This window comes from Streptosporangium lutulentum, from assembly GCF_030811455.1.
In the GTDB taxonomy this organism is placed as follows: Bacteria; Actinomycetota; Actinomycetes; order Streptosporangiales; family Streptosporangiaceae; genus Streptosporangium; species Streptosporangium lutulentum.
In genome coordinates, this window is sequence record NZ_JAUSQU010000001.1 from 9,202,004 (window position 1) to 9,222,999 (window position 20,996).

Annotated in this window: 18 protein-coding genes; 9 read left to right on the forward strand and 9 right to left on the reverse strand. The window is 69.6% G+C overall.

Going from position 1 to position 20,996, the window contains the following annotated elements; translation table 11 throughout:
- The first annotated feature begins 37 nt into the window (after positions 1 to 37).
- Genes J2853_RS41550 through J2853_RS41560 form a run of 3 tightly spaced genes read left to right on the forward strand, consistent with a single transcriptional unit; the run spans position 38 to position 3,284 of the window.
- On the forward strand, positions 38 to 1,099 hold the full coding sequence (locus J2853_RS41550; protein WP_307556150.1) for a substrate-binding domain-containing protein: 1,062 nt from the start codon (positions 38 to 40) through the stop codon (positions 1,097 to 1,099).
- The gene (locus J2853_RS41555) at positions 1,099 to 2,280 is read left to right on the forward strand and encodes a Gfo/Idh/MocA family protein (protein ID WP_307566994.1); all 1,182 of its coding nucleotides are present in this window, start codon (positions 1,099 to 1,101) and stop codon (positions 2,278 to 2,280) included. The genes J2853_RS41550 and J2853_RS41555 overlap by 1 nt, the downstream gene beginning before the upstream one ends.
- Positions 2,277 to 3,284: a sugar phosphate isomerase/epimerase family protein gene (locus J2853_RS41560; protein ID WP_307566996.1), complete on the forward strand. Its 1,008-nt coding sequence runs from the start codon at positions 2,277 to 2,279 to the stop codon at positions 3,282 to 3,284. The genes J2853_RS41555 and J2853_RS41560 overlap by 4 nt, the downstream gene beginning before the upstream one ends.
- Before the next feature lie 437 nt (positions 3,285 to 3,721).
- On the opposite strand, the gene J2853_RS41565 is transcribed toward J2853_RS41560, so the two are convergent.
- Genes J2853_RS41565 through J2853_RS41575 form a run of 3 tightly spaced genes read right to left on the reverse strand, consistent with a single transcriptional unit; the run spans position 3,722 to position 5,487 of the window.
- On the reverse strand, positions 3,722 to 4,807 hold the full coding sequence (locus tag J2853_RS41565) for a Zn-dependent alcohol dehydrogenase (RefSeq protein WP_307566998.1): 1,086 nt from the start codon (positions 4,805 to 4,807) through the stop codon (positions 3,722 to 3,724).
- An 11-nt stretch (positions 4,808 to 4,818) separates the two neighbouring features.
- Complete coding sequence (locus J2853_RS41570) at positions 4,819 to 5,013, reverse strand: ferredoxin (RefSeq protein ID WP_307567000.1); 195 nt, start codon at positions 5,011 to 5,013, stop codon at positions 4,819 to 4,821.
- A 9-nt stretch (positions 5,014 to 5,022) separates the two neighbouring features.
- Positions 5,023 to 5,487 (reverse strand): pyridoxamine 5'-phosphate oxidase family protein, encoded by a 465-nt coding sequence (locus J2853_RS41575; RefSeq protein WP_307567002.1) that lies wholly within the window; start codon positions 5,485 to 5,487, stop codon positions 5,023 to 5,025.
- 77 nt (positions 5,488 to 5,564) lie between these two features.
- Here J2853_RS41575 and J2853_RS41580 point away from each other — a divergent pair, with 77 nt between their 5' ends.
- Entirely contained in the window at positions 5,565 to 6,212 is a 648-nt protein-coding gene (locus J2853_RS41580; protein WP_307567004.1) for a class I SAM-dependent methyltransferase, read from the forward strand.
- Positions 6,213 to 6,361: 149 nt separating this feature from the next.
- On the opposite strand, the gene J2853_RS41585 is transcribed toward J2853_RS41580, so the two are convergent.
- From J2853_RS41585 to J2853_RS41605, 5 genes are all read right to left on the reverse strand, one after another.
- Positions 6,362 to 10,765 carry an SDR family NAD(P)-dependent oxidoreductase gene (locus J2853_RS41585; protein WP_307567006.1) on the reverse strand — a complete coding sequence of 1,468 codons (4,404 nt, stop codon included), beginning with the start codon at positions 10,763 to 10,765 and terminating at the stop codon, positions 6,362 to 6,364.
- A gap of 130 nt (positions 10,766 to 10,895) precedes the next feature.
- Entirely contained in the window at positions 10,896 to 12,320 is a 1,425-nt protein-coding gene (locus J2853_RS41590) for a DUF1702 family protein (RefSeq protein ID WP_307567009.1), read from the reverse strand.
- 113 nt (positions 12,321 to 12,433) lie between these two features.
- Positions 12,434 to 13,486 (reverse strand): prenyltransferase, encoded by a 1,053-nt coding sequence (locus J2853_RS41595; protein ID WP_307567011.1) that lies wholly within the window; start codon positions 13,484 to 13,486, stop codon positions 12,434 to 12,436.
- An 88-nt stretch (positions 13,487 to 13,574) separates the two neighbouring features.
- Positions 13,575 to 14,288 carry a class I SAM-dependent methyltransferase gene (locus J2853_RS41600; protein ID WP_307567013.1) on the reverse strand — a complete coding sequence of 238 codons (714 nt, stop codon included), beginning with the start codon at positions 14,286 to 14,288 and terminating at the stop codon, positions 13,575 to 13,577.
- Between the two features lie 36 nt (positions 14,289 to 14,324).
- On the reverse strand, positions 14,325 to 15,569 hold the full coding sequence (locus tag J2853_RS41605) for a glycosyltransferase family 4 protein (RefSeq protein WP_307567015.1): 1,245 nt from the start codon (positions 15,567 to 15,569) through the stop codon (positions 14,325 to 14,327).
- 291 nt (positions 15,570 to 15,860) lie between these two features.
- Here J2853_RS41605 and J2853_RS41610 point away from each other — a divergent pair, with 291 nt between their 5' ends.
- Positions 15,861 to 16,874, forward strand: a complete 1,014-nt coding sequence (locus J2853_RS41610) for a GDP-mannose 4,6-dehydratase (RefSeq protein WP_307567016.1) — start codon at positions 15,861 to 15,863, stop codon at positions 16,872 to 16,874.
- Between the two features lie 43 nt (positions 16,875 to 16,917).
- Here the strand turns inward: J2853_RS41610 and J2853_RS41615 are convergent, their stop codons facing one another.
- Positions 16,918 to 17,544, reverse strand: coding sequence for a L,D-transpeptidase (locus J2853_RS41615; protein WP_307567017.1), 627 nt, complete (start codon positions 17,542 to 17,544; stop codon positions 16,918 to 16,920).
- 49 nt (positions 17,545 to 17,593) lie between these two features.
- Here J2853_RS41615 and J2853_RS41620 point away from each other — a divergent pair, with 49 nt between their 5' ends.
- From J2853_RS41620 to J2853_RS41635, 4 genes are all read left to right on the forward strand, one after another.
- A complete protein-coding gene (locus J2853_RS41620; RefSeq protein WP_307567018.1) occupies positions 17,594 to 17,761 on the forward strand; it encodes a hypothetical protein in 168 nt (55 codons plus the stop codon).
- A 598-nt stretch (positions 17,762 to 18,359) separates the two neighbouring features.
- Positions 18,360 to 18,923: an ATP-binding protein gene (locus J2853_RS41625; protein ID WP_307567020.1), complete on the forward strand. Its 564-nt coding sequence runs from the start codon at positions 18,360 to 18,362 to the stop codon at positions 18,921 to 18,923.
- Positions 18,924 to 19,214: 291 nt separating this feature from the next.
- The gene (locus tag J2853_RS41630) at positions 19,215 to 19,790 is read left to right on the forward strand and encodes a lytic polysaccharide monooxygenase auxiliary activity family 9 protein (protein WP_307567022.1); all 576 of its coding nucleotides are present in this window, start codon (positions 19,215 to 19,217) and stop codon (positions 19,788 to 19,790) included.
- A 383-nt stretch (positions 19,791 to 20,173) separates the two neighbouring features.
- Positions 20,174 to 20,980: an SDR family NAD(P)-dependent oxidoreductase gene (locus tag J2853_RS41635; RefSeq protein ID WP_307567024.1), complete on the forward strand. Its 807-nt coding sequence runs from the start codon at positions 20,174 to 20,176 to the stop codon at positions 20,978 to 20,980.
- Positions 20,981 to 20,996 lie beyond the last annotated feature (16 nt).

A 20,996-nucleotide genomic window follows, 5' to 3' on the forward strand; every position in this document is an offset into this window, starting at 1 on the left:
ACCTACCTTTTCACCCCCTTTTCAAAGGAGCAGGTTCATGGCAGAAAACGTCGCCCGTCGGGGATTCCTCCTCGGCGGAGCCGTTCTTGGCGCCGGCGCGTTAGTCACCGGATGCACCAGCAACGCCCCGGCCGCCGCCCCGGCCGCCGCGCCCTCCTCGGCGGCGCCCGCCCCGGCCGGCGGCAACGACGCCCCGGGCACCAAGGTCGTCATCGGATTCTCCGCCCCGGCCGCCGACCACGGCTGGATCGCGGCGATCGCGAAGAACGCCGAGGCCGCGGCCAAGGAATACCCCGACGTGGAGTTCAAGCCGGTCGAGCCGACCAACGACATCAACGCGCAGATCTCCGCGGTGGAATCGCTGATCGCGGCCAAGGTCGCCGCCCTGGTGATCCTGCCGAACGACGGCCAGCAGCTCAACCAGATCGCCCGCCAGGCCAGCGACGCCGGCATCCCGGTGATCAACCTGGACCGGGTGTTTCCGGACAAGCTGTCCTATCGCACCTGGATCGGCGGCGACAACTACGGCATGGGCGTGGCGGCCGGTCACTACATCGGCACCAAGCTGAAGGAGAAGGGGGTGGCCAACCCGGTGATCCTGGAGATCCAGGGCATCGCCACGCTGCCGCTGACCCAAGACCGCAGCAAGGGCTTCGAGGACGCGCTGAAGACCTTCGGGTTCACGGTGACCGCCAAGCAGGACGCCCAGTTCACCGTGGAGTCCGGCACCGAGGTGGCCAGCAACCTGATGCAGGCGCACAAGAAGATCGACGCGATCTGGAACCACGACGACGACCAGGGCATCGGCGTGCTGGCCGCGATCAAGGAGGCCAACCGCAGCGAGTTCTTCATGGTCGGCGGCGCCGGGTCGGCCAACGCGATGCGTGACATCCAGTCCGGCTCCAGCGTGCTGGAGGCCACCGTCACCTACAGCCCGACCATGGCGTCGTCGGCCATCAAGCTGGCTCGTCTGATCGCGCAGGGCAAGGGCATGAGCGACCTGGTGGAGAACCAGGTGCCGCAGTCGATCACTTTGGCTTCGGAGACCATCACCAAGGACAACGTCGCCCAGTACCTGCCGCTCGGATTCGAGTCCTGATGTCACATGACGACAAGCCGACACTGGGGATCGGCATGGTCGGATACGCGTTCATGGGGCGCGTTCACTCGCAGGCCTGGCGGAGCGTCTCGGCGTTCTTCGACCTGCCGGTCACACCGACGATGGCCGCGCTCTGCGGCCGTTCAAAGGAGCGTACGACCGCCGCCGCCGCGCAGCTCGGCTGGGGCGCGGTCGAAACCGACTGGCGCGACCTGATCCGCCGCGACGACGTCGACATCGTCGACATCTGCACGCCGGGCGACTCCCACGCGGAGATCGCCATCGCGGCGCTGGCCGCCGGCAAGCACGTCCTGTGCGAGAAGCCGCTGGCCAACACCGTGGCCGAGGCCGAGGCGATGGCCGAGGCGGCTCGCGACGCGGCTGCCAGAGGCGTGCACGCCATGGTCGCCTTCAACTACCGGCGGGTCCCGGCCGTCGCGCTGGCCCGACGGTGGGTCGCCGAGGGACGGCTGGGGGAGCTGCGCCACGTCCGGGCGCAGTATCTCCAGGACTGGATCGTCGACCCCGAGTTCCCGCTGGTCTGGCGGTTGCAGCGGGACCAGGCGGGCTCGGGCGCGCTGGGTGACATCGGCGCGCACATCATCGACACCACCGAGTTCATCACCGGTGACGTGATAGCGGGCGTCTCGGCTCTCACCGAGACGTTCGTGAAGGAACGCCCCCTCGCCGAGGCCTCCTCCGGTCTGGCCGGCGACAGCCGTACCTCCGAGAGGGGGACGGTCGACGTCGACGACGCCGCACTGTTCATCGGGCGGATGCGGGGCGGGGCGCTGGCCTCGTTCGAGGCCACCCGGTTCGCCTCGGGCCGCAAGAACTCGCTGCGGATCGAGATCAACGGTTCGAAGGGAAGCCTGGCCTTCGACTTCGAGGCGATGAACGAGCTGTGGTTCCACGACCACACCCTCAGCGGGGCCGAGGCGGGGTTCCGCCGCGTCCTGGTCACCGAACCCGAACACCCGTACGCGGCGGCCTGGTGGCCTCCGGGGCACGGGCTCGGTTACGAACACACCTTCACCCACGAGGCGAAGGACTTCCTTGAGGCGGTCGCCGCCGGTGTCGCCCCGTCGCCGTCCTTCGAGGACGGCCTGCGGGTGCAGCGGGTGCTGGCGGCGGTAGAGACGAGCGCGGCCGACGAGAGCCGCTGGACGGTGGTGTCATGAGCAGGCCTATCACGTTGTTCACTGGCCAGTGGGCCGACCTCCCGTTCGAGGAGGTCTGCCGCCTGGCGTCCGAGTGGGGCTACGACGGCTTGGAGATCGCCTGCTGGGGCGACCACTTCGAGGTCGACAAGGCCCTGGCCGACGACTCCTACGTCGAGCGCAAGCTGGAGGTGCTGGCCAAGCACAACCTGAAGGTGTGGACGATCTCCAACCACCTCGTCAGCCAGGCCGTCTGCGACAGCCCGATCGACGAGCGGCACAAGGGAATCCTGCCGGCGCGGATCTGGGGCTCGGGAGATCCGGAGGAGGTACGGCAGCGCGCGGCCGAGGACATCAAGAACACCGCCAGGGCCGCGGCGAAGCTCGGGGTGAAGACCGTCGTCGGATTCACCGGGTCGTCGATCTGGCACACGCTCGCGATGTTCCCGCCGGTGCCGCCCTCGATGATCGAGGAGGGGTACCAGGACTTCGCCGACCGGTGGAACCCGATCCTGGACGTCTTCGACGAGGTCGGCGTCCGGTTCGCGCACGAGGTGCACCCGAGCGAGATCGCCTACGACTACTACACGACGGTCCGGGCCCTGGAGGCCATCGGTCACCGTGAGGCGTTCGGGCTGAACTGGGACCCGTCCCACATGGTGTGGCAGGACCTGGACCCGGCCGGGTTCATCCTCGACTTCGCCGACCGGATCTACCACGTGGACTGCAAGGACGCCAAGGTCCGCACCGGCAACGGGCGGCGCGGCCGGCTCGCGTCGCACCTGGCCTGGGCGGACATGCGGCGTGGCTGGGACTTCGTCTCGACCGGTCGCGGGGACGTGCCCTGGGAAGACTGCTTCCGGGCCCTGAACTCCATCGGCTACGACGGTCCCATCTCCATCGAGTGGGAGGACGCGGGCATGGACCGGCTGGACGGCGCCCCCGAGGCGCTGGGCATCATTCGGAAGCTGAACGCCATCACGCCTCCGTCGTCGTCCTTCGACGCGGCCTTCTCCTCGGAGTAAGGACTCCTCGGCGTAAGGCGGACCAGGCCGCCGATCCGCACCGCTCCGGCGGACGGATCGGCGGCCTGATCGTTGTTGTGCGTCGCGGCTGTGATGCCGGTAGCCACCACGGCCGCGGTCCTCATGCCGCCGCGCGGCCGTAGCCGGCGGGACGGTGACGGGGATGTCCTGCGCGGGGCCCGGTAAGGAGCTCAACCGAGCGGAGAAGCTGAGCGCGCCGTGGCCGCCGCGGGCAACGTGGTGCGATGGGTGGCAACGGCGTGGAGACTCGATCGCCCGGACGTTGAAAGGCTGAAGGAGGAATCTTCCGGCTCACGGGTGTTCCCGTCGGGCGGGTACGGCCCGCGTCCGCCGATCGCGCCGGCGGTCGCGGGCCGTACCGCTGGGAGGGCGCAGCCGGGAGAGCCCTCTGCCCGGCTGCGCCCTCCCAGGACGGGCTAGTCCAGGACGACGATCTGACGCAGGACCTCGCCGCCCTTCAGCGCGGCCACGGCGTCGTTGAGGTCGGCCAGCTTGATGCGGGCGCTGATCATGCTCTCCAGGTCGAGCTTGCCCGCCTTGTAGAGCTCGGCGAAGAACGGGAAGTCCCGCCGGACGTCCGACCCGCCGTACAGCGAGCTGAGGATGTTCTTGCCCTCGAACAGCAGGCTGAAGGCGCTCAGCGGGACGGTGTCGTCCATCGCGCCCGCGCCCACCACGATCACGTCGCCGCCCCGGCGGGTGGCCTGCCAGGTGGTCATGATGGTGGCGGACTTGCCGACGGCCTCGAAGCCGTAGTCGAATCCCTTGCCGCCGGTCAGCGTCCCGAGCGCGTCCGGGAGTTGCTCGGGGGTGACGGCGTGGGTGGCGCCGACCTTCTTGGCCAGCTCGTGCTTGGACTCCACCGGGTCGATCGCCAGGATCGTGGTCGCACCGGAGATCCGGGCACCCTGGATCACCGACAGGCCGATGCCGCCGCAGCCCACCACGACCACGGTCGAACCGGCCTTGACGCGGGCGGTGTTGAGCACCGCGCCGACGCCGGTGGTGACGCCGCAGCCGATCAGCGCCGCGGCCTCGAAGGGCACCTCGGGGTCGACCTTGATCGCGCCCTGCCAGGGGACGACGATCTCCTCGGCCCAGGTGCCGCATCCGGCCATGCCGAACGCCGGGGTGTCGCCGCCGAAGCGGAAACGGGCGTTGACGAAGCTGTCCATGAGATAGGTCGTGCACAGGAACGGCTGGCCGACCAGGCAGTTCGGGCAACCGCCGCAGGCCGGGTTCCAGTTGACGATGACATGGTCGCCGGGCTTGACCGTGGAGACGTGGTCGCCGACCTCCAGGACCTCGCCCGCGCCCTCGTGGCCGAGGATGATGGGCAGGGGCATGGGAAGCACACCACTGATCACCGACAGGTCGGAGTGGCAGACGCCGGTCGCCCTGATCTTGATCCGGACATCGGTCGGGCCTATCGGGGCGAGGGTGAAGTCATCGCGAATGTCGAGCTTGTCGTCACCGACGGCATGCAGAAGCGCACCACGCATGGGGGTCCTTCCTAGTTCTCCTCAAGGGAGAGAGCGGCTTTGGGGCAGGACCGCACGGCATGCCGGACGCGGTCCGTCATCTCCGGCGGCGGCTCAGGCAGCAGCAGGTGCAGCTGGTCGTCGTCGTCGAGTTCGAAGACCTCCGGGGCGAGTCCGGTGCAGACGGCGTTGGACTCGCAGACCAGATAGTCGACCTTGATTTTCATGTGAACCTCCTAGGCGGGAATGGCGAGCTTACGGTGATCCCAGGAGATCACTCGACTCCGCTCCACCACGAAGGCGACCCGCTTTCGGCCGGTGTAGGCGACGTACTCCGCCAGGAGTTCCTCCTCGTCGGGCATTCCGGCCATTCGCCGGGCCACGTTCATGCCGACGCCGCGAACGCCCTCCGGGTCGTCGATCCGCCGGGCCACGCCGTAGATCAGGACTCCGCGCAGGTCGGAGTATTCGTCGCCGGCCTCGATCAGGCAGCTCACCCGGGGGTCCCGCTGGATGTTGAGTGTCTTCTGGGCCTTGCCATAGGTCCAGAAGGCTACTTCTCCTTCGACCAGCCCGTAAAACATGGTCACCATGTGCGGTGTCCCGTCCGGATTGATCGTGCCGAGCTGGAGCTTTCGCGACTCACGGACGAAAGCCGTCACCTCGTCGTCGGACATCACGATGCGGGTGCGCTGGTTCACGGTGCAAAGTAGAACATGTTCCATAAGGCCGGGCAAGGGCCATTTGGAATGTTGTTCGGTCTAGGTAGGCTGCTGTGATGAGCACCGCCACCATGCCCGCCGACCTGCTGTACGCCGCCCAGCGAGCGAAGGGATTCATGCCCCACGCGGAGGGTCTCGTGCTGTTCGAGACCGCCGTCGAGTACGGCCCGCTCGGCCCGATCTGTGAGATCGGCAGCTACTGCGGGAAGTCGGCCCTCTACCTCGGCTCGGGAGCCAGGCAGGCCGGATCCGTCGTCTTCACCGTGGACCACCACCGGGGCTCCGAGGAGATTCAGCCGGGGTGGGTGCACCACGACCCCACGCTGATGGACCTCCGCTTCGGCAAAATGGACTCGTTGCCCTCCTTCCGCTGCACGATCGCCGCCGCCGGGCTTGAGGAGGAGGTCATCGCGATCGTCGGAAGGTCCGAGCGGGTCGCCGGGCTGTGGAACACCCCGCTGGCGATGCTCTTCATCGACGGCGGTCACTCCGAGGGGCCGGTCACCAAGGACTACGAGGGATGGGCCCCGCACATCGTGGAGGGCGGCGCTCTGGTCTTCCACGACGTCTACCCCGACCCGGCGCGGGGCGGGCAGGGACCGCACCTCGTCTACCGGCGGGCTCTCGCCTCCGGCGCGTTCAAGGAGATCCGGCACGAGGGATCCCTGCGGGTGCTGGAGAGGGTCGGCTCCGGCATCGGATGACCCGGGGCGCACCCGCCCGGCGACCATGGCGCACGAGGCCGTCTCCTCCTGGAAGGACCGGAAGGAGCCGAGCGCGCCGGGCGTGAACGGCGACCGCGGCGTACGAGGTCGTCTCCCCGGAGGTGATCCGGCGCCGGAGGGCGCGGGTCTCACGACCGCTCGGTCATGATGGAGACCGCCACCGGCTCCCGCACACCCCTCACCCGCACCACCGCCGAGGCGATCAGGCCGGTGCCCGCGCGCAGCAGCAGCCAGCCTTCCTCGTGACTCCCCACCACGACGAGCGGGGTCGTCGTCGGCCTGCCCGCCTTGGACAGGCACTCGACGGCCGTCCGGATCCGGGCGGACACGGTCTCCTCCGGTTCGCCGCAGCGGGGCAGCAGTTCGGCGATCAGCGGGTCGAACGCGGGCCCCAGCGTCCTGCCCGCACCTCCCACCCGCTCCCAGTCGCAGTACGCGGGACCGTTCACGCCGAGCACGAGGTCGTCCAGGTGGCTGCGGGACGTCCCGCCGGTCATGGTCACGTGCAGCGCCGGATCGAGACCGAGACCGACCGCGGCCCGCTGCAGGTAGACGGCCAGCAGGTTCGCCGGCCACGGGTCGCGCCGGGGGAGAGGGCCGACGTCCTTCAACCGCAGCCCGATCCACGCGGCCACCAGCCGCCCGCGCACGTCGGTCGTGGTCACGTCCCAGACATATTCGCCCCTGTCGTGCCCGCGCTCGGTGGCGTGCAGCCGCACGTCCCCCTGGGACGGCCGCACCACCAGCCGCTCGCAGCCGACCGGGAGCAGCCGCCGGTGCGGCACGCACGCCTGCAGCGCGTGGATCGTGGCGTCGCTCAGTCCCGGGCTGCCCAGCACGGGCCTGTCCTGGAACCAGCCGTCGGGGTCGTCGCCGCGCAGCTCGCCCCGGCAGTTCCGCGCCTCGACGAGGGTCAGCTCCCTGACCCGCTGGAACCTTCCGGTGGAGAAGCACAGCGCGCCGTACAGGTCCTTGGCGTCCAGCGGTTCGGTGCCGTCGCGGTTCAGCTGCGGTACGAAGAGGGTCTCGCCCGCCGGGTTCACCGGGAACACCGCCCTGAAATGATCCAGGTGGAATCCGGTCTCCTCGCTGCGGATCACGGCCTCGACCGTCTGCTCGTGCCGGAGCGCGCACACCCGGATCGTGGTGCCGCCCGCCTCGGGCACGACGACGGGCCGGTCGAACGTCATCTCCGCGGCCTCGTCCAGGGGCCGCCCGGTCAGCGCGCCCGCGGCCTGCGCCATCGCCTCCAGCGCCACCACCGCGGGCAGCGTCGCCTGCCCGTCCATCCGGTGGTCGGCCAGGTAGGCGTCGGACTCGATCGACAGGCGGCTGTCGGCGACGAGCTCCACGCCGGGGACGTGCACCCGCAGCCCTTCGAGGAACCGCCCTCCTCCCGGGCAGGGCGCGGCGGGCCCGCCCAGCCGGCCGTGCACGGCCACGCTGGACGGCAGATCCTTGGTCCTGAGCAGGCCGAGGAACAGCTCCACGCCCTCCCGTGAGGGAATGGCCGTCACGTCCGTCTTGACCAGCGATTCGAGCACGCCCAGTCGCTCGCCCATCCCGGCGCCCGACCATACCGACCAGTCGATGTTCAGCCCGCCGATCCTTCTGACGCGTTCTCTCATCAGCCCGTTGGCCAGCGCGTAGTGACTCTCCCCCGCCAGGCCGTACAGACCGATCACCGACCCGAACGTCACCACCCTGCGGGGCGCGGTCGCGGCGAGCAGGTTGTCCAGCCCGGTGAGCTTGGGCGCGATGTGCCGCTCGAAGTCCTCGGCCGTGAGCTCGGCGAACCGGCCCGGCCGGTTGACGTCCGCCGAGTGGATCAGCATGGTGACGGGTCCGAGCGTCCGCTCCAGTTCTCGTACGGCACGCTTCACCTCGCCGGCGTCACTCACGTCCGCCGCGGCGTAGCCGTACCGGATGCCCTTGACGGACAGCATCTGCAGGTTGGTTCTCAGGATCGGGTCGTGGCTCGGACGGCGGGGCCCGAGCAGGGCCAGAGCGCACCCGGCGGCCTCCGCCAGCGCCCTGGCGCATGCGAATCCGATCCCCGTGCCGCCCCCGCTGACCAGTACCACGTCCTCCGGGCCCACCGGCAGCGGGCCCTCCCCGTCAAGGGCGATCACGGTCCTCGCGCGTGGCTCCCCGGCGCCGAGGTCGAGGTCGGGGTGCTCCAGCCGCAGGCTGCCCAGGAACCCGGACACGGCGTCCGAGGCGCAGACCACGGCCAGCCGATCCCGGCTCGCGACCGCCTCGCGGGCCGCCGAGATCAGGGCCTCGGCGGCGCCGGGGCGCAACGGATCGTCGATCACGATCCGCCTGCCCTGAATCTCCGCGTCCTCCGGGCCGTCCGCCTCCCCGTCCGGATCGGCGCCTTCGTGCGCGGCGGGGACGTCCCAGCCGCCGGGCTCCGGGGCCTCGGCGAAACATCTCACCCAGTGCGAGACCCCGGCCACGGGTCCCGTCCTGCCGACGTGCTCGGGTTCGTCCGACGTCGGCAGCCTCGCGATGACCCCCGCGACCAGTCCCATCACGATTCCCGCGATGCCGCCGCCCGACGCCGGGGCACCGCCCGCCCGCTCGGCGCCCGCCCCCGCGCCCTGCGGGGACGAGCAGGGGTTGGAGACGAAGACGCGGTCGCGCCAGATGTCGACGGGCCTGGCCGGGTGATCGCCGTAGAGGGCGGTGAGATCCTGGATCGCGGTGTCCGCCCAGAGAGCGGCGACGGTCTCCGCGGACGCCGTGTCCGGGATCGGGCGGTCGGCGTCGAAGTCGCCGTCGGGGGCCTCCTGGCTGGGAAAGAGCAACGTGACCCGTCCCTTCACGTCCTGCCCGAGGTAGAGCCCCGAAAGGGCGACGAGACTGCCGGACTCCAGGGTGTCCAGCCGTTTCAGGGCGAGTTCCGCGCGCTCGGAGAGCTGTTCCGCGGACCCCGCCACGATCGCGATCCGCAAAGGCCCGGCCGAGGCGCTCCCCAGCGCGTGGGCGAGGTCGCACAGCTCCGCCTCCGACCACCGGGTGGCCTGGTCCGCGACCCGCTCCAGCACCGGTCGCACGGCCTCCGCGTCCTCGCCCGAGAAGGCGAACACCAGGGGCTCGTCCGGCGACGGACGATCGGGCGCGGGCCGTGCCGGATCCATGAGGTTGTTCGCCTCGGCCGGGGCCGGGGCGGTGAGGACGAGGTGGGCGTGGACGCCGCCGAAGCCCGTGGCGCTCACCCCCGCGTGGCGGGGGCCGTAGGGCCAGGGCTCGGGGATGGACAGGACGCGAAGAGGGGCGCCGGGAGCGGCGAGGAGGGAGTGGGGGGAGCCGCAGCCGGTGGTGGGAGGCAGGACGCCGGAGGCGATGCTCAGGGTGGCTTTGATCAGTCCGGCGGCCCCGGCAGCCGCCCCGGTGTGCCCGATGTTGGCCGTGACGGAGCCGAGGGCCGCCTGCCGTACGCTGCCCGACAGCAGGCGGGTGAGCGCGGTGAGTTCGGCGGTGTCACCGACGGGGGTGCCGGTGCCTTGACCTTCGAACAGGGCCACCTCGACGGGGGAGACCCCGGCCTGGGCGTAGGCGCGGCGCAGGGCCAGGAGCCGGCCGTCGGACTCCGGACGGGTCAGGCCCCCGCCGTCGGAGGACACGCCCCAACCGGCGATCTCCGCGTAGATCCGGACCCCGGCGGCCCTGGCGCCGGCCGTGGGCATCAGGGCCACGATCCCGCACCCCTCACCGGGCCAGAAGCCGTCCGAGCGGGTGTCGTAGATCCGCATCCGCTCCTCGGCCAGCGCGCCCGCCTTGGCGAGGCCGACCAGCTCGAACGGGTCGAGGCTGAGGTTCACGCCCCCGGCCAGGGCGAAGTCCGCGCTGCCGTCCAGCAGCGAGCGACAGGCGGCGATCACGGACAGCAGGGACGAGGCGCCCGTGCCGTCCACGGTGTATCCGCCGCCGCGCAGGTCGAAGTGGTCGCAGACGCGTCCGGCGATCGTGCTGGACAGGCTTCCGGCCAGAGTCTCCTCGGAGGTCTCGGGAAACGGCCGCAGATACTCGCTCCGCGCGCGGGCCAGCACCCGGGTGACCGTCTCCTCGGGAAGCCCGGCCAGGGCCGAGACCAGCACGCGGCGCACGTACGGCCAGCGCAGTCGCAGGGTGGCGGCCCGGGAGACCTCGCCGGTCAGGGTGTTGCCCATGACCACCGTGACCCGATCGCGGTCGAGTCCCCTCCCCCCGGGGAAGCCCGCGTCGGCCAGGGCCTGGGACGCCGTCTCCAGGGCGAGCCAGTGGGCCGGGTCCCCGGCGCGGTGCGCGGCGCCGGAGACGTTGAAGGCGGTCCGGTCGAACTCCCAGCCCTCGATCAGGGCGGCGCGGGTGCTGTAGGTGTGGTCGGGGGCCAGCCGGTCGGAGGAGTGGTAGTCGGCCAGGTCAAGCCGTTCGACCGGCATGCGCCGGAACGCCCGCCGCCGCCACAGCACCGTCTCCCACAGCGCCCCCGGATCAGGCGCGTCCGGGTAGGTACAGGCCAACCCCACGATCGCAACGGACATTCGGCGCACCCTTCAAGCATTCGCACGGATCACTGCCGGACGCCCGCGGGAACCTCGGAGAGGCCGCGCGGGAGCGGGCACGGAAGGGGGAGCGGGGCGAGGGCGGTGCGGCGGGGCCTGCGGCCGGAGGTCAGGAATCGCGGTTGCGCCGCGCCCAGGCCTTCCGGATTCCTGCTCGCCAGGCCTGGTAGTGGTCACCGCTGTGCGCGTTGTGGCCCAGCGCGATGAGCGTGGTGTCGGTCCAGGCGCCGGCCTCGTCCACCTCCACCCCGCACAGGGCGGGCGCGGCCGCGACGGTGTGCTCGGGGACGATCCCCGAGATCAGCCGGGAGGCGCAGCCGAAGGCACTGCCCTGGGCGAGGTGGGCGCGGAAGCCGTCCTCCGTCGCGGCCGAGGCCAGCCACTCCAGGTCCGCGGCGCTCGCGCCGCCGACGTAGGTGGCGGCCAGGCCCACGCCGCTCCACAGGTCGGCGCGGCGGCCGGCGGGGAACTCGGCGATGCGCAGGACCACGTCGTCCACGCCAGCGCACTCATGGAACCAGAGCATCCGCCCCAGCCCCTGGTCGAAGATCGCACGCTGGGTCCGGTCCATCAGGCCGGCCGTGCGCTGGCGCCCCACCGTCCTGTCGGTGAGGAAGAACCCCTGGTGGAAGCCGAAACCGTCGAAGGCCAGCCAGCGCAGCAGCGGGTGGACCGAGCGGATGCCCCACATCGGCCGCATGTGCAGCCGGGCGTACGCCCAGCCGGTGCCCATGTGGACGAGGTGCGGGTATCGCATCCCCTGCCCGTTGAGCAGGTCCCTGAGCCGTCTGCCGCCGGTGATCGTGAGGATGTCGAGGTGCGCGCAGGCCATGCCCGCGCCCTCGTAGGCGAAGCCGCGCAGTTCCTCGGGGAGGTCGTCGATCCGCTCGACCTCTCGGGCGATCATCGCGTTGAACCCGGTCAGGAACGACTGTCCCGCGGTCTCCAACCGCTCGCGGGCCGGACCCAGCCGGAACCGGCGCGGTCCGAAATCGGCCTGGCCGAGGTTCTTCCACAGCAGGCCGGCCAGGCCCCTCGGCCTGGTCAGCACCAGCTCCGCCGGGCCCGAGGGGGCCGGGACGTCCGGCTCCTCCCGCACGGCGTCCGGGACGTCCTCGGCGCCGTCGTCCTTCGGGCCGTGGTCCTCCGCGCCGGGTTCTCCCACGACGGTGTGCGCCGTGCCGGTCTCCGTGCCGGGTTTCGCGCCGTGGTCCGGTGTGCGGGACTCCTCCGTCCCGAGGGGCGGCGTATCCGTATCCGTACCCGTGCCGCGGTCCGGCGCCCAGGTCTCCGTGCCGTGGTCCGGCGTGCCGGTTTGATCCGTGCCGTAGTTCGCCACGCCGGCCTTCTCGCAGGGAATGTCCCAGAAGTCGTCCTCGAAAGCGTCGGAGACTCTCTCGGTGTCCGCGAACGGGGCGCTCTCGGCGCCGCTTCCGCCCGCGTCCGCTCTCTCCGTCTCAGGGACCTTGTGCGGGGCGGCCCGCTCAGCCTCGTCGCTCTGAGCTATTACCCGGGTGCCCTCCGCATTGCTCACAGGCTCGAACGTAGTAAGACGTATTCCAGCCTTCAAGCACCGCGTTTCTGGTTCCGGGCAAAGAAATTGTTAGGTCTGGAGGTCTGCCCGGGGCCGCGACGGGGAAAGGGACGTCAGGCTCGCGAACGGGCGTGGCTGCACCCGCAGTCCGCCGTGGGACGATCGGTCACGTACCTGCCCGCGTCACGGAAGACGCCCGAGGCCGGGGTGTGGCCGGTCAGCGCGTCGGCCGCGAGCACGACGGCGGCCGCGGTGTAGGCGGAGCGCTCGTGCGGGAACCACTTCTCGTTCACGAACTGCCAGCCGGTCCAGTAGGAACCGTCCTCGTGCCGCAGGTGCTGCATGTCCGCGAAAAGCTTCAGCGCCCGGTCCCGGTCGCCCACGGCGTCCAGCGCGAGCACCAGCTCGCAGGTCTCGGCGCCGGTCACCCACGGCTGGTCGGAGACGCAGCGGATGCCCAGATCCGGCTCCACGAACGTGTCCCACTCCTCGGCCAGCCGCGCCTCGGCGGCCGGGCCGCGTACCGCGCCGCCCAGGATCGGGTAGTACCAGTCCATCGAGAAGCGGCTCTTGTCGGCGAACGCCTCCGGGTGCGCGAGCAGTACGTGACCGAGCTGGTCGGCGGCGAGCTCCCAGTCGGGTTGCGGGTCGCCCAGATGCTCACCGAGCAGCACCCCGCTGCGCAGCCCCTGGTGGATGGAGGCGCAGCCGGTCAGCAGGGCGTACTCGGCGGGCCTGCCGTCGGCCGCCCGCTCCCAGACGATCTCGCCCCGGGTGGTCTGCAGCTCGACCACGAAGTCCAGCGCCGATCGGACGACCGGCCACATCTCGCGGGCGAAGTGCTCGTCCCCGGTCACCAGCAGTTCGTGCCAGACGCCGACCGCCACGTAGGCGGCGTGGTTAGACTCCCCGCCCCGCTCGACGGCCTTGCCCGCGACCAGCTTCATCGGCCAGGAGCCGTCGGCCCTTTGCGTGCGGACCAGCCAGTCGTAGCCCTTGCGCACCGGTCCGGTGAGCCCGGCCACGCTCATCGCCATCAGGCACTCGACGTGATTCCAGGCGTCCACGTGTCCTTCGGGCCAGGGAATGCCGCCGTCGGGTTCCTGCACCGCCGCGATGCTCCGGGCGGTCTGGACGACCTGCTCCCAGTTAATCAGGTCGCTCACCGCTCCTCATTCGCTTCGCGGGCCGCTTCGTTCCTCAGCGAACCGCTCCGCTCACCGCGTCGGGTTCGCTTCCGGTCCATGGGGTCGCTCACACGGGCTTCCGGACGTAGAGCACCACGCTTTTGCCGATGAGCGGGTTGAGCACCGCCTCGGCGATCCTGGTGGCGGCCGGGCGCTTCATGATGTCCCAGACCAGGATCTCGTGGTACGCCTTGGTCAGCGGGTGGTCGTCGTTGTTGACACCGACCGCGCACTTGAGCCACCAGTACGGCGCGTGCAGCCCGTGGGCGTGGTGGTGCGGGCCGATCTCCATGCCGATCGACTTCAGCTTGGCGCTCAGCTCGGCCAGCGTGTAGATGCGGACATGCCCGCCGGGAGCCGTGTGATAGGCCTCGTCCAGCGCCCAGCAGATCCGCTCGGGCAGGAAGCTCGGCACCGTGATGGCCGCCTGGCCGCCCGGCTTGAGCACCCGGAAGATCTCCCGCATCGCGGCCATGTCGTCGGGGATGTGCTCCAGCACCTCGGCCGCGATCACCCGGTCGAAGCTCGCGTCCTCAAACGGCATGGCGAGCGCGTCGCCGGTCACGGTTTCCGCCGTCGCCTCCGGGGGCACCTCGCCGGCCTTGTCCATCGCGGCGAACATGCTCGCCACGCCTTCCAGTTCCTCGGCGTCCATGTCGAAGGCCACCACGTCGGCGCCCCGCCGCAGAACCTCGAACGCATGTCGTCCGGCGCCACAGCCCAGGTCCAGAACTCGGGTTCCGGGCCCCACGGGCAACCGGCCGAAGTCGACAGTCAGCACTCGTCGCTCCTAATGAGGTGATCGGTGTGAGGGGTCTTACGTCGTGCGGCGAGCTTGGATGGCCTCGTGGTAGGCCTCCACGGTCCGCTGGGCGACGACGTTCCAGGTGTAGCGCTCCATGACCCGTTCGTAGCCCTTCCTGCCCACCGCGGCCCGCTCCTCGGGAGAGTCGTGCAGGCGGCGCAGTACGGCGGCAAGCTCCTCGGGATCGCCCGGAGCCACCTGGATCGCCGCGTCGCCGACCACCTCGGGCAGCGCGCCGGTACGGCTGGCGACCAGGGGGGTGCCGCAGGCCATGTGCTCGACGGCCGGGAGTGAGAACCCCTCGTAGAGGGAGGGCACGACCGAGATCTCCGAGGTGGCGATCAGCTCGCCCAGCTCGGTGTCGGAGATGCCGTGCACGAACCTGACACGGTCGTGCAGGGAGAGCTCGGCGACCAGCTTCTCGGTCGGGCCGCCCGGGGTGGGTTTGCTGACCACGGTCAGGTTGACGTCGCGCTCGGTGGCGAGCTTCGCCACCGCCCGCAGCAGCGTCGAGACGCCCTTCATCGGGGAGTCCGCGCTGGCCACCGCGACGATGGAACCGGGGCGCTTGGGCATCTCCGGGCGCGGATGGAAGTAGCGGGTGTCCACGCCCAGCGGGATGAGCCGCATGTTGGCCTGGGGCACGTTGAAATCACGGTGGATGTCGGCGAGAGAGGACTCGCTGACGGTCAGGATCGGGCTCAGCCTCGGCGCGACCTTGGCCTGCATCCGGACGAAGCCGTACCACCTCCGGAGCGAGAACTGCTTGCGCAGCGGCGCGGCCTTCAGCTCGATCCGCCGGTCCATGCTGATCGGGTGGTGGATGGTGCCGACCACCGGGAACAGCTTCTGGATGCCGAGCAGGCCGTAGCCGAGCGTCTGGTTGTCCTGCACCACGTCGAAGTCGCCGAGGCGCTTCTTCAGCGCGCGGTGCGCCCGCAGGCTGAAGGTCAGCGGCTCGGGGAACCCCGCGGTCCACATGGTCGCGACTTCCAGCCAGTCGATCCAGTCGCGATACTCGTGCAGCTTGGGAGTGCGGAAGGGATCTTCATCGCGATACAGGTCGAGGCTGGGAACCTTGGTGAGGATGACGCCCTCGTCGAGCTCGGGATAGGGCTGGCCGGAGAACACCTCGACGCGGTGCCCGAGGGCGACCAGCTCGCGACTGAGATGGCGTAGATAGACGCCCTGGCCCCCGCAGGTCGGCTTGCTGCGGTAGGACAGCAGCGCAACCCGTAGTGAGTCCGCACCTGGCACGGCAACCCCTCTTCCTCCCCTGTCCGAAAAGGGGACAGGTACCGTGAAAGATGACCTTAGTCCTCGGACCCTACCATTTGGTAGCTTCGTATACCGGATGTGGAATTGTTCCTAGCCGGAGCCTCACGTGCCGCGAACTGGGAGATTAGTCCTACCGAACTTGATTCGGTGAAACGTGTTCTCGTTACGGCCCAACGGACATGATGCCCATCCAGAGGTGTGGCGGTACATTCGCCAATCACACAGCACAAGACCGGGCGAAAGTCCCGCCCCACGAGCGAGGAGGACGCGTTGGCCAGGCGCGCGCTGATCACCGGTATCACCGGGCAGGATGGTTCCTACCTGGCCGAGTTCCTGCTCGATCAGGGGTACGAGGTCTACGGGCTGGCCCGTGGGCAGGCCAACCCCCGCGTCTCCCGGTTGCGCAAGTTCCTGCAGGACGTCCAGTTCGTCGGTGGGGACCTGCTCGACCAGGGCTCACTGATCTCCGCCGTGGAGAAGGTCCAGCCCGACGAGGTCTACAACCTCGGCGCCATCTCGTTCGTCCCGATGTCGTGGGAGCAGGCCGAGCTCACCGCGGAGGTCACCGGCATGGGCGTGCTGCGCATGCTGGAGGCGATCCGGGTCTGCTCCGGCATCTCCTCCTCCCGTACGGCTGCCGGATCCGGGCAGATCCGCTTCTACCAGGCCTCGTCCTCGGAGATGTTCGGCCAGGTCCGCGAGACCCCGCAGACGGAGATCACCCCCTTCCACCCCCGCTCCCCGTACGGCGTGGCCAAGGCGTACGGCCACTTCCTGACCCAGAACTACCGCGAGTCCTACGGCATGTACGCGGTGTCGGGAATCCTGTTCAACCACGAGTCCCCGCGCCGGGGCGCCGAGTTCGTCACCCGGAAGGTGAGCCTCGGAGTCGCGAAGATCAAGCTCGGTCTGGCCTCCGAGCTGCGCCTGGGCAACATGGAGGCCCGCCGCGACTGGGGCTACGCCGGCGACTACGTCCGGGGGATGCACCTGATGCTCCAGGCGGACACGCCTGAGGACTACGTGATCGGCACCGGCCGTACGCACACCGTCCGCGACCTCGTGGAGGCCGCCTTCGCCGCCGCGGGACTGGACTGGGAGCGGCACGTGGTCGGCGACCAGACCCTGCACCGCCCCGCCGAGGTGGATCTGCTCTGCGCCGACCCCAAGAAGGCCCGCGTCCAGCTCGGCTGGGAGCCCTCGGTCGCCTTCGAGGAACTCATCACGATGATGGTCGAGTCGGACATCAAGCTGCTGTCCAACGGCGGCGACCCCGACCAGTGAACTCCCGCGCCGGTTCCGGCTCGCCCTCGCCTCTCCACAGGGATCAGTCGGTGATCATGATGGGATTGCCCAGCGGGATGCGGGAGAGCAGCTCCAGCGCGGCGGGCGGAACGCGCACGCAGCCGTAACTGACGTCACGGCCGAACGAGGCCCTGTCCGGCCAGCCGTGCAGGGCCACCGTCGCGGGGCCGCCGGCGAAGGTGTCGAGGGTGCCCGAGTGGGTTCCCAGCGCGAGGAACAGAGGGGTGTAGGTCTGACGACCGGGGATCACGGAGGCGAGCAGGAAGGTCCGTCCCCGCGGGGTGGGTGTGCCGGGCGCGCCCACGGCCACCGGCCAGGATCCGAGCCGGCGTTCGGCGTCGAACACCGTGATCCTGCGAGCGGCCAGCTCGATCCGCACCCGGTAGGTGCTGTAGGCGCCCCGGAGCCCTCCGTCTTGGGTGTAGATCCATCCCGTGGATCGGTTCGGCCGGCTCGGCAACAGGATCCGGTCCCATCCCGGCAGCCTCTGGACGACCGGGACCCAGGTCGGATCGTCCAGCTGGGTGGTCGGCAGCACTCCCAGCGGGGGACCTCCGGGACGGGCGTAGACCACCCGTCTCGCCGTGGGGTGGATGAGGAATCCATCCGCGATGTGAAACGGGTCGGGATCCTTTGGCGCCCCGCGCAATGTCGTATAAGTGGTTATAGTCGGCAACTTTGCTATTTGTTCTTCTGGAATGGGAATCGGTTCGACGGGTACCGGCGGAACGGCCGGTGAGGCGGCCGACGGCATGGTCGGCGAGGCGGTCGGTGAGGTGGTGGGCGAATCGTCGTCCCTTCCACAGGAGGAAACCAGGGCCGCGACGACGAGGATGACCGTGCCCGTCGATCTGGCGTACGGATAACCGGAACCTCCGCGAGGAATCCTCGGTCTCCGCGAGCGACGGTGTCCGGCGGGAGTGGCTGAAGGTTCCATCGAGTTCCCGTGATCGAATCGGTTGTATCCGCACACTTACGGCATTTCCTCTGCTGAAAACGATTACCAATTCATGTTTCTCGGGCCGGTGGAAACGCCATTGAGGGTAGATAGAGAATCGGTTGATGAAACAGTCTGGCAAATACCATGATCAAATAAAATTCACGAAAAGTGACACGAAGCACCATGTCGCGGGTGGTGTGCCCGCCGGGACGCCTTCCGGTGGGCACGACCTGGGGCTCGGTGCGCGTCTGCCATCGATTCCCGGAAATGCGGCGAGAATGAATTGTCGCCGCGTAAAACTTTCTTTGGCTCACCCTGTCTCGTCGCACTGATTGTGAAGCTCTGTCCTGAAATGAGGGGGTGAAATCTCCGGTCCGGAGTCGTGGAGGGCGGGCTTCCATGTCTTCCCTCCGGAACTTCGCGCGAGGTCCTCGGGCCGGGTTCGCTCGATCCGTGAAACGAGTGCGCATTCTCATTCGCCGTCGAGCGCGACTGCGGTTTGAGAGAACCGGGATATGGGCCGGATGGACATCGGTGTTTTAGTCAATGGCCGATGGGCATGGTGGGGTCTGAAAGTCCAGTACGCAGAGCTGGAGTGGAAGGTTATCAGCATGAAAGCGGAGACCCTTGGGGAGACTTACTTAGCAAGCACCAGTGACTCGGTGCCGCAGGCTCGTTCGGAAGTCCGTAGATGGCTCGGCTGCGACCATCCCGCAGTTGAAGAAGTCATTCTGGTGATTTCTGAGCTGGTGACAAATGCCATCATCTACTCGGACCAGGGAAACGCTGGTGACCTCATAGGGGTCTCCCTGACCGCCACGGAGGATTTTCTCCATGTGGAGGTCTCCGACCCGGGTTCGGCGCTCACCGCTCCACATCTCTCGCGGGAGATGACCGTCCAGCCACGAATGAGCGCGGAGGGCGGTCGCGGGCTGTTCATCGTCGACGCGCTCTCCAGGGGCCGCTGGGGAATCCGCGAGCACGGCCGGGGGATGGGCCGGACCGTGTGGTGTGAGATCCCCGTTCCGCCGGCCTCCGGCCGTTCCCGCTCACCCGGCCCGTCCACCGTTTTTGCACTGTCCGACTGACGTGACGGGCGCGCGTCCGTCGATCCGCCGGTGTGGACATGTCCCGGTGGGCCACGGACAGGACACGTCCGTGGCCCACCGGGACGACGTTCTCGGCACCGCCTGAGACGGTGGCTTCGTGTCGATTACTCATAGTGATGAATATTCGACTTAAGGTGAATGTGACCCGGTCGGACATCATCGCGACCACGCGCCCACCGAAGTGCCGGAGCGGTGACGCCCAGCGCCGGGATACCTACCGCAGGCCCATGCCACACCAGCGCGGGGCCTTGTGCCAGCAGGAGGAGTCGTATGCTTTCCCGCGCCCACCGCGCCGCCTTGGCCGTCGCAGCCGCCGCGATCACCACCTCTTTCACTCTCGTCCCCGCTCACGCCGAACCGTCGCCGCAGTACGGAGCCGCGGAGTCCGTCGCCCCATCGTCGCTCGACCTGCGGCTGCGGCACGGATACGTCTCCTCGCCCAAGAGCCGGCAGGCCGCGTGCGCGGCGCGCTACGTCTCCTGCGGTCTCGCCTCCACCCAGCCGCAGAGCGTGAAGGGGGTCAAGAACCTGCGCAGGTGCAGCGGCAACAACCCCGCCTTCCGCGAACTCGACGACGAGACCAAGCCCTGGCCGGCCACGAAGGTGAAAAGCAACATCGTCACCTTCACCTGGGTGCTGACCGCCGCCTACCGGACCGGCACGTGGGACTACTACATCGGCAACACCCGGATCGCGCGGTTCGACAACCAGGGGGCGGTGCCCACCTCGCCCGTCGCGCACACCGTGGACCTGGGAGGCAGGACAGGCCGGTTGAAGGTGCTCGCGGTCTGGAACATCGCCGACACCGACGACGCCTACTACTCATGCGTCGACCTGCAGAGGTAGCCGACCTCCGAGGCGGGCGGCCCCGAAGGCGGCGGACCTTCGGGGGCAGGTGACCGTCTGCCCTCGCGGGCCGCCGCTCGTCCCGCGGGTCGGCCGGCCCGGCGCCGACCGGGCCGGCGACACGGACACGATCGTGGAGTTCGGTGTGTACGGCTACGCGACACGACGTCGTGGCGTCCCGGCGCCCGGCCCCGATGACCTCGTCACGCCGTTGTCTCACGACCGTGGACGGGCCGGTCGACCGCGCCGGATTGCAGGTCCGAATCTCGCTGAAACTGCTGGTCCGAATCTCGCCGCCTCCGGTCCGCGCGCTCGCCATAGCTTTCTCCCGTGAAGATCCCCCTCCTTTCCCGGGCGGGATGTGGCGATGAAAAGGACACTTGATGGATCTGCAGCTTTCCGGCCGCGTCGCGGTCGTCACCGGCGCCTCCAAGGGCATCGGCCTGGCCGTCACCCGTACTCTGCTCGGCGAGGGCGTCCGCGTCGTGGCCGCCTCGCGTAAGAGCACTCCGGAGCTGGAGGCGCTCGACGGCGCCGACCTGCTCCACGTGCGGGCCGACCTGATGGACCCCGAGGCGCCCGCCCAGATCGTGGCGCGTGCGGTGGAGGAGTTCGGCGGGCTCGACATCCTGGTGAACAACGCCGGCGGCCCGCCGCCCGGCGTGGCCCTGCCGCGCTTCTCGTTCCTGGCCCCCACAGACGACGACTGGCGGGTGATGTTCGAGTTCAACCTGTTCTCGGCCGTGCGCGCGATCCGCGCCGCCATCCCGCCGATGCTCCAGCGAGGCGGCGGTTCGATCGTCAACGTCTCCTCGGGCAACGCCCGGCTGCCCGCCCCGATGAACGTCGACTACAACGCCGCCAAGGCGGGTCTGAACAACCTGACCAAGGCGCTGTCGGAGGAGTTCGCACCGCAGGGCATCCGGGTGAACACCGTCTCTCCGGGGCCCGTGCGGACGGCGTGGTGGACCGAGGAGGGCGGTGCGGCCGACATCATCGCCGCCCAGGCGGGCACCGACCGCGACAGCGTGATGGACAGCGTCGCACCGGAGATGATGAAGCTGTCGACCGGACGCCTCGTCGACCCGCAGGAGGTCGCGGACGTGATCGCCCTGCTCGTCTCGCCGCGCTCGGCGAGCACCACCGGCGCGGACTTCGCCGTCGACGCCGGATTCCTCAAGCAGGTCTGACCCGCCGAGGGCGACC

Excerpts from the sequence above, each read along its gene's own strand:
- J2853_RS41560 (WP_307566996.1), top strand. The coding sequence starts at position 2,277 with ATGAGCAGGCCTATCACGTTGTTCACTGGCCAGTGGGCCGACCTCCCG.
- J2853_RS41630 (WP_307567022.1), top strand. The coding sequence starts at position 19,215 with ATGCTTTCCCGCGCCCACCGCGCCGCCTTGGCCGTCGCAGCCGCCGCG.
- J2853_RS41620 (WP_307567018.1), top strand. The coding sequence starts at position 17,594 with ATGGGAATCGGTTCGACGGGTACCGGCGGAACGGCCGGTGAGGCGGCC.
- J2853_RS41625 (WP_307567020.1), top strand. The coding sequence starts at position 18,360 with ATGGACATCGGTGTTTTAGTCAATGGCCGATGGGCATGGTGGGGTCTG.
- J2853_RS41555 (WP_307566994.1), top strand. The coding sequence starts at position 1,099 with ATGTCACATGACGACAAGCCGACACTGGGGATCGGCATGGTCGGATAC.
- J2853_RS41565 (WP_307566998.1), bottom strand. The coding sequence starts at position 4,807 with ATGCGTGGTGCGCTTCTGCATGCCGTCGGTGACGACAAGCTCGACATT.
- J2853_RS41585 (WP_307567006.1), bottom strand. The coding sequence starts at position 10,765 with ATGTCCGTTGCGATCGTGGGGTTGGCCTGTACCTACCCGGACGCGCCT.
- J2853_RS41635 (WP_307567024.1), top strand. The coding sequence starts at position 20,174 with ATGGATCTGCAGCTTTCCGGCCGCGTCGCGGTCGTCACCGGCGCCTCC.
- J2853_RS41570 (WP_307567000.1), bottom strand. The coding sequence starts at position 5,013 with ATGAAAATCAAGGTCGACTATCTGGTCTGCGAGTCCAACGCCGTCTGC.
- J2853_RS41580 (WP_307567004.1), top strand. The coding sequence starts at position 5,565 with ATGAGCACCGCCACCATGCCCGCCGACCTGCTGTACGCCGCCCAGCGA.
- J2853_RS41550 (WP_307556150.1), top strand. The coding sequence starts at position 38 with ATGGCAGAAAACGTCGCCCGTCGGGGATTCCTCCTCGGCGGAGCCGTT.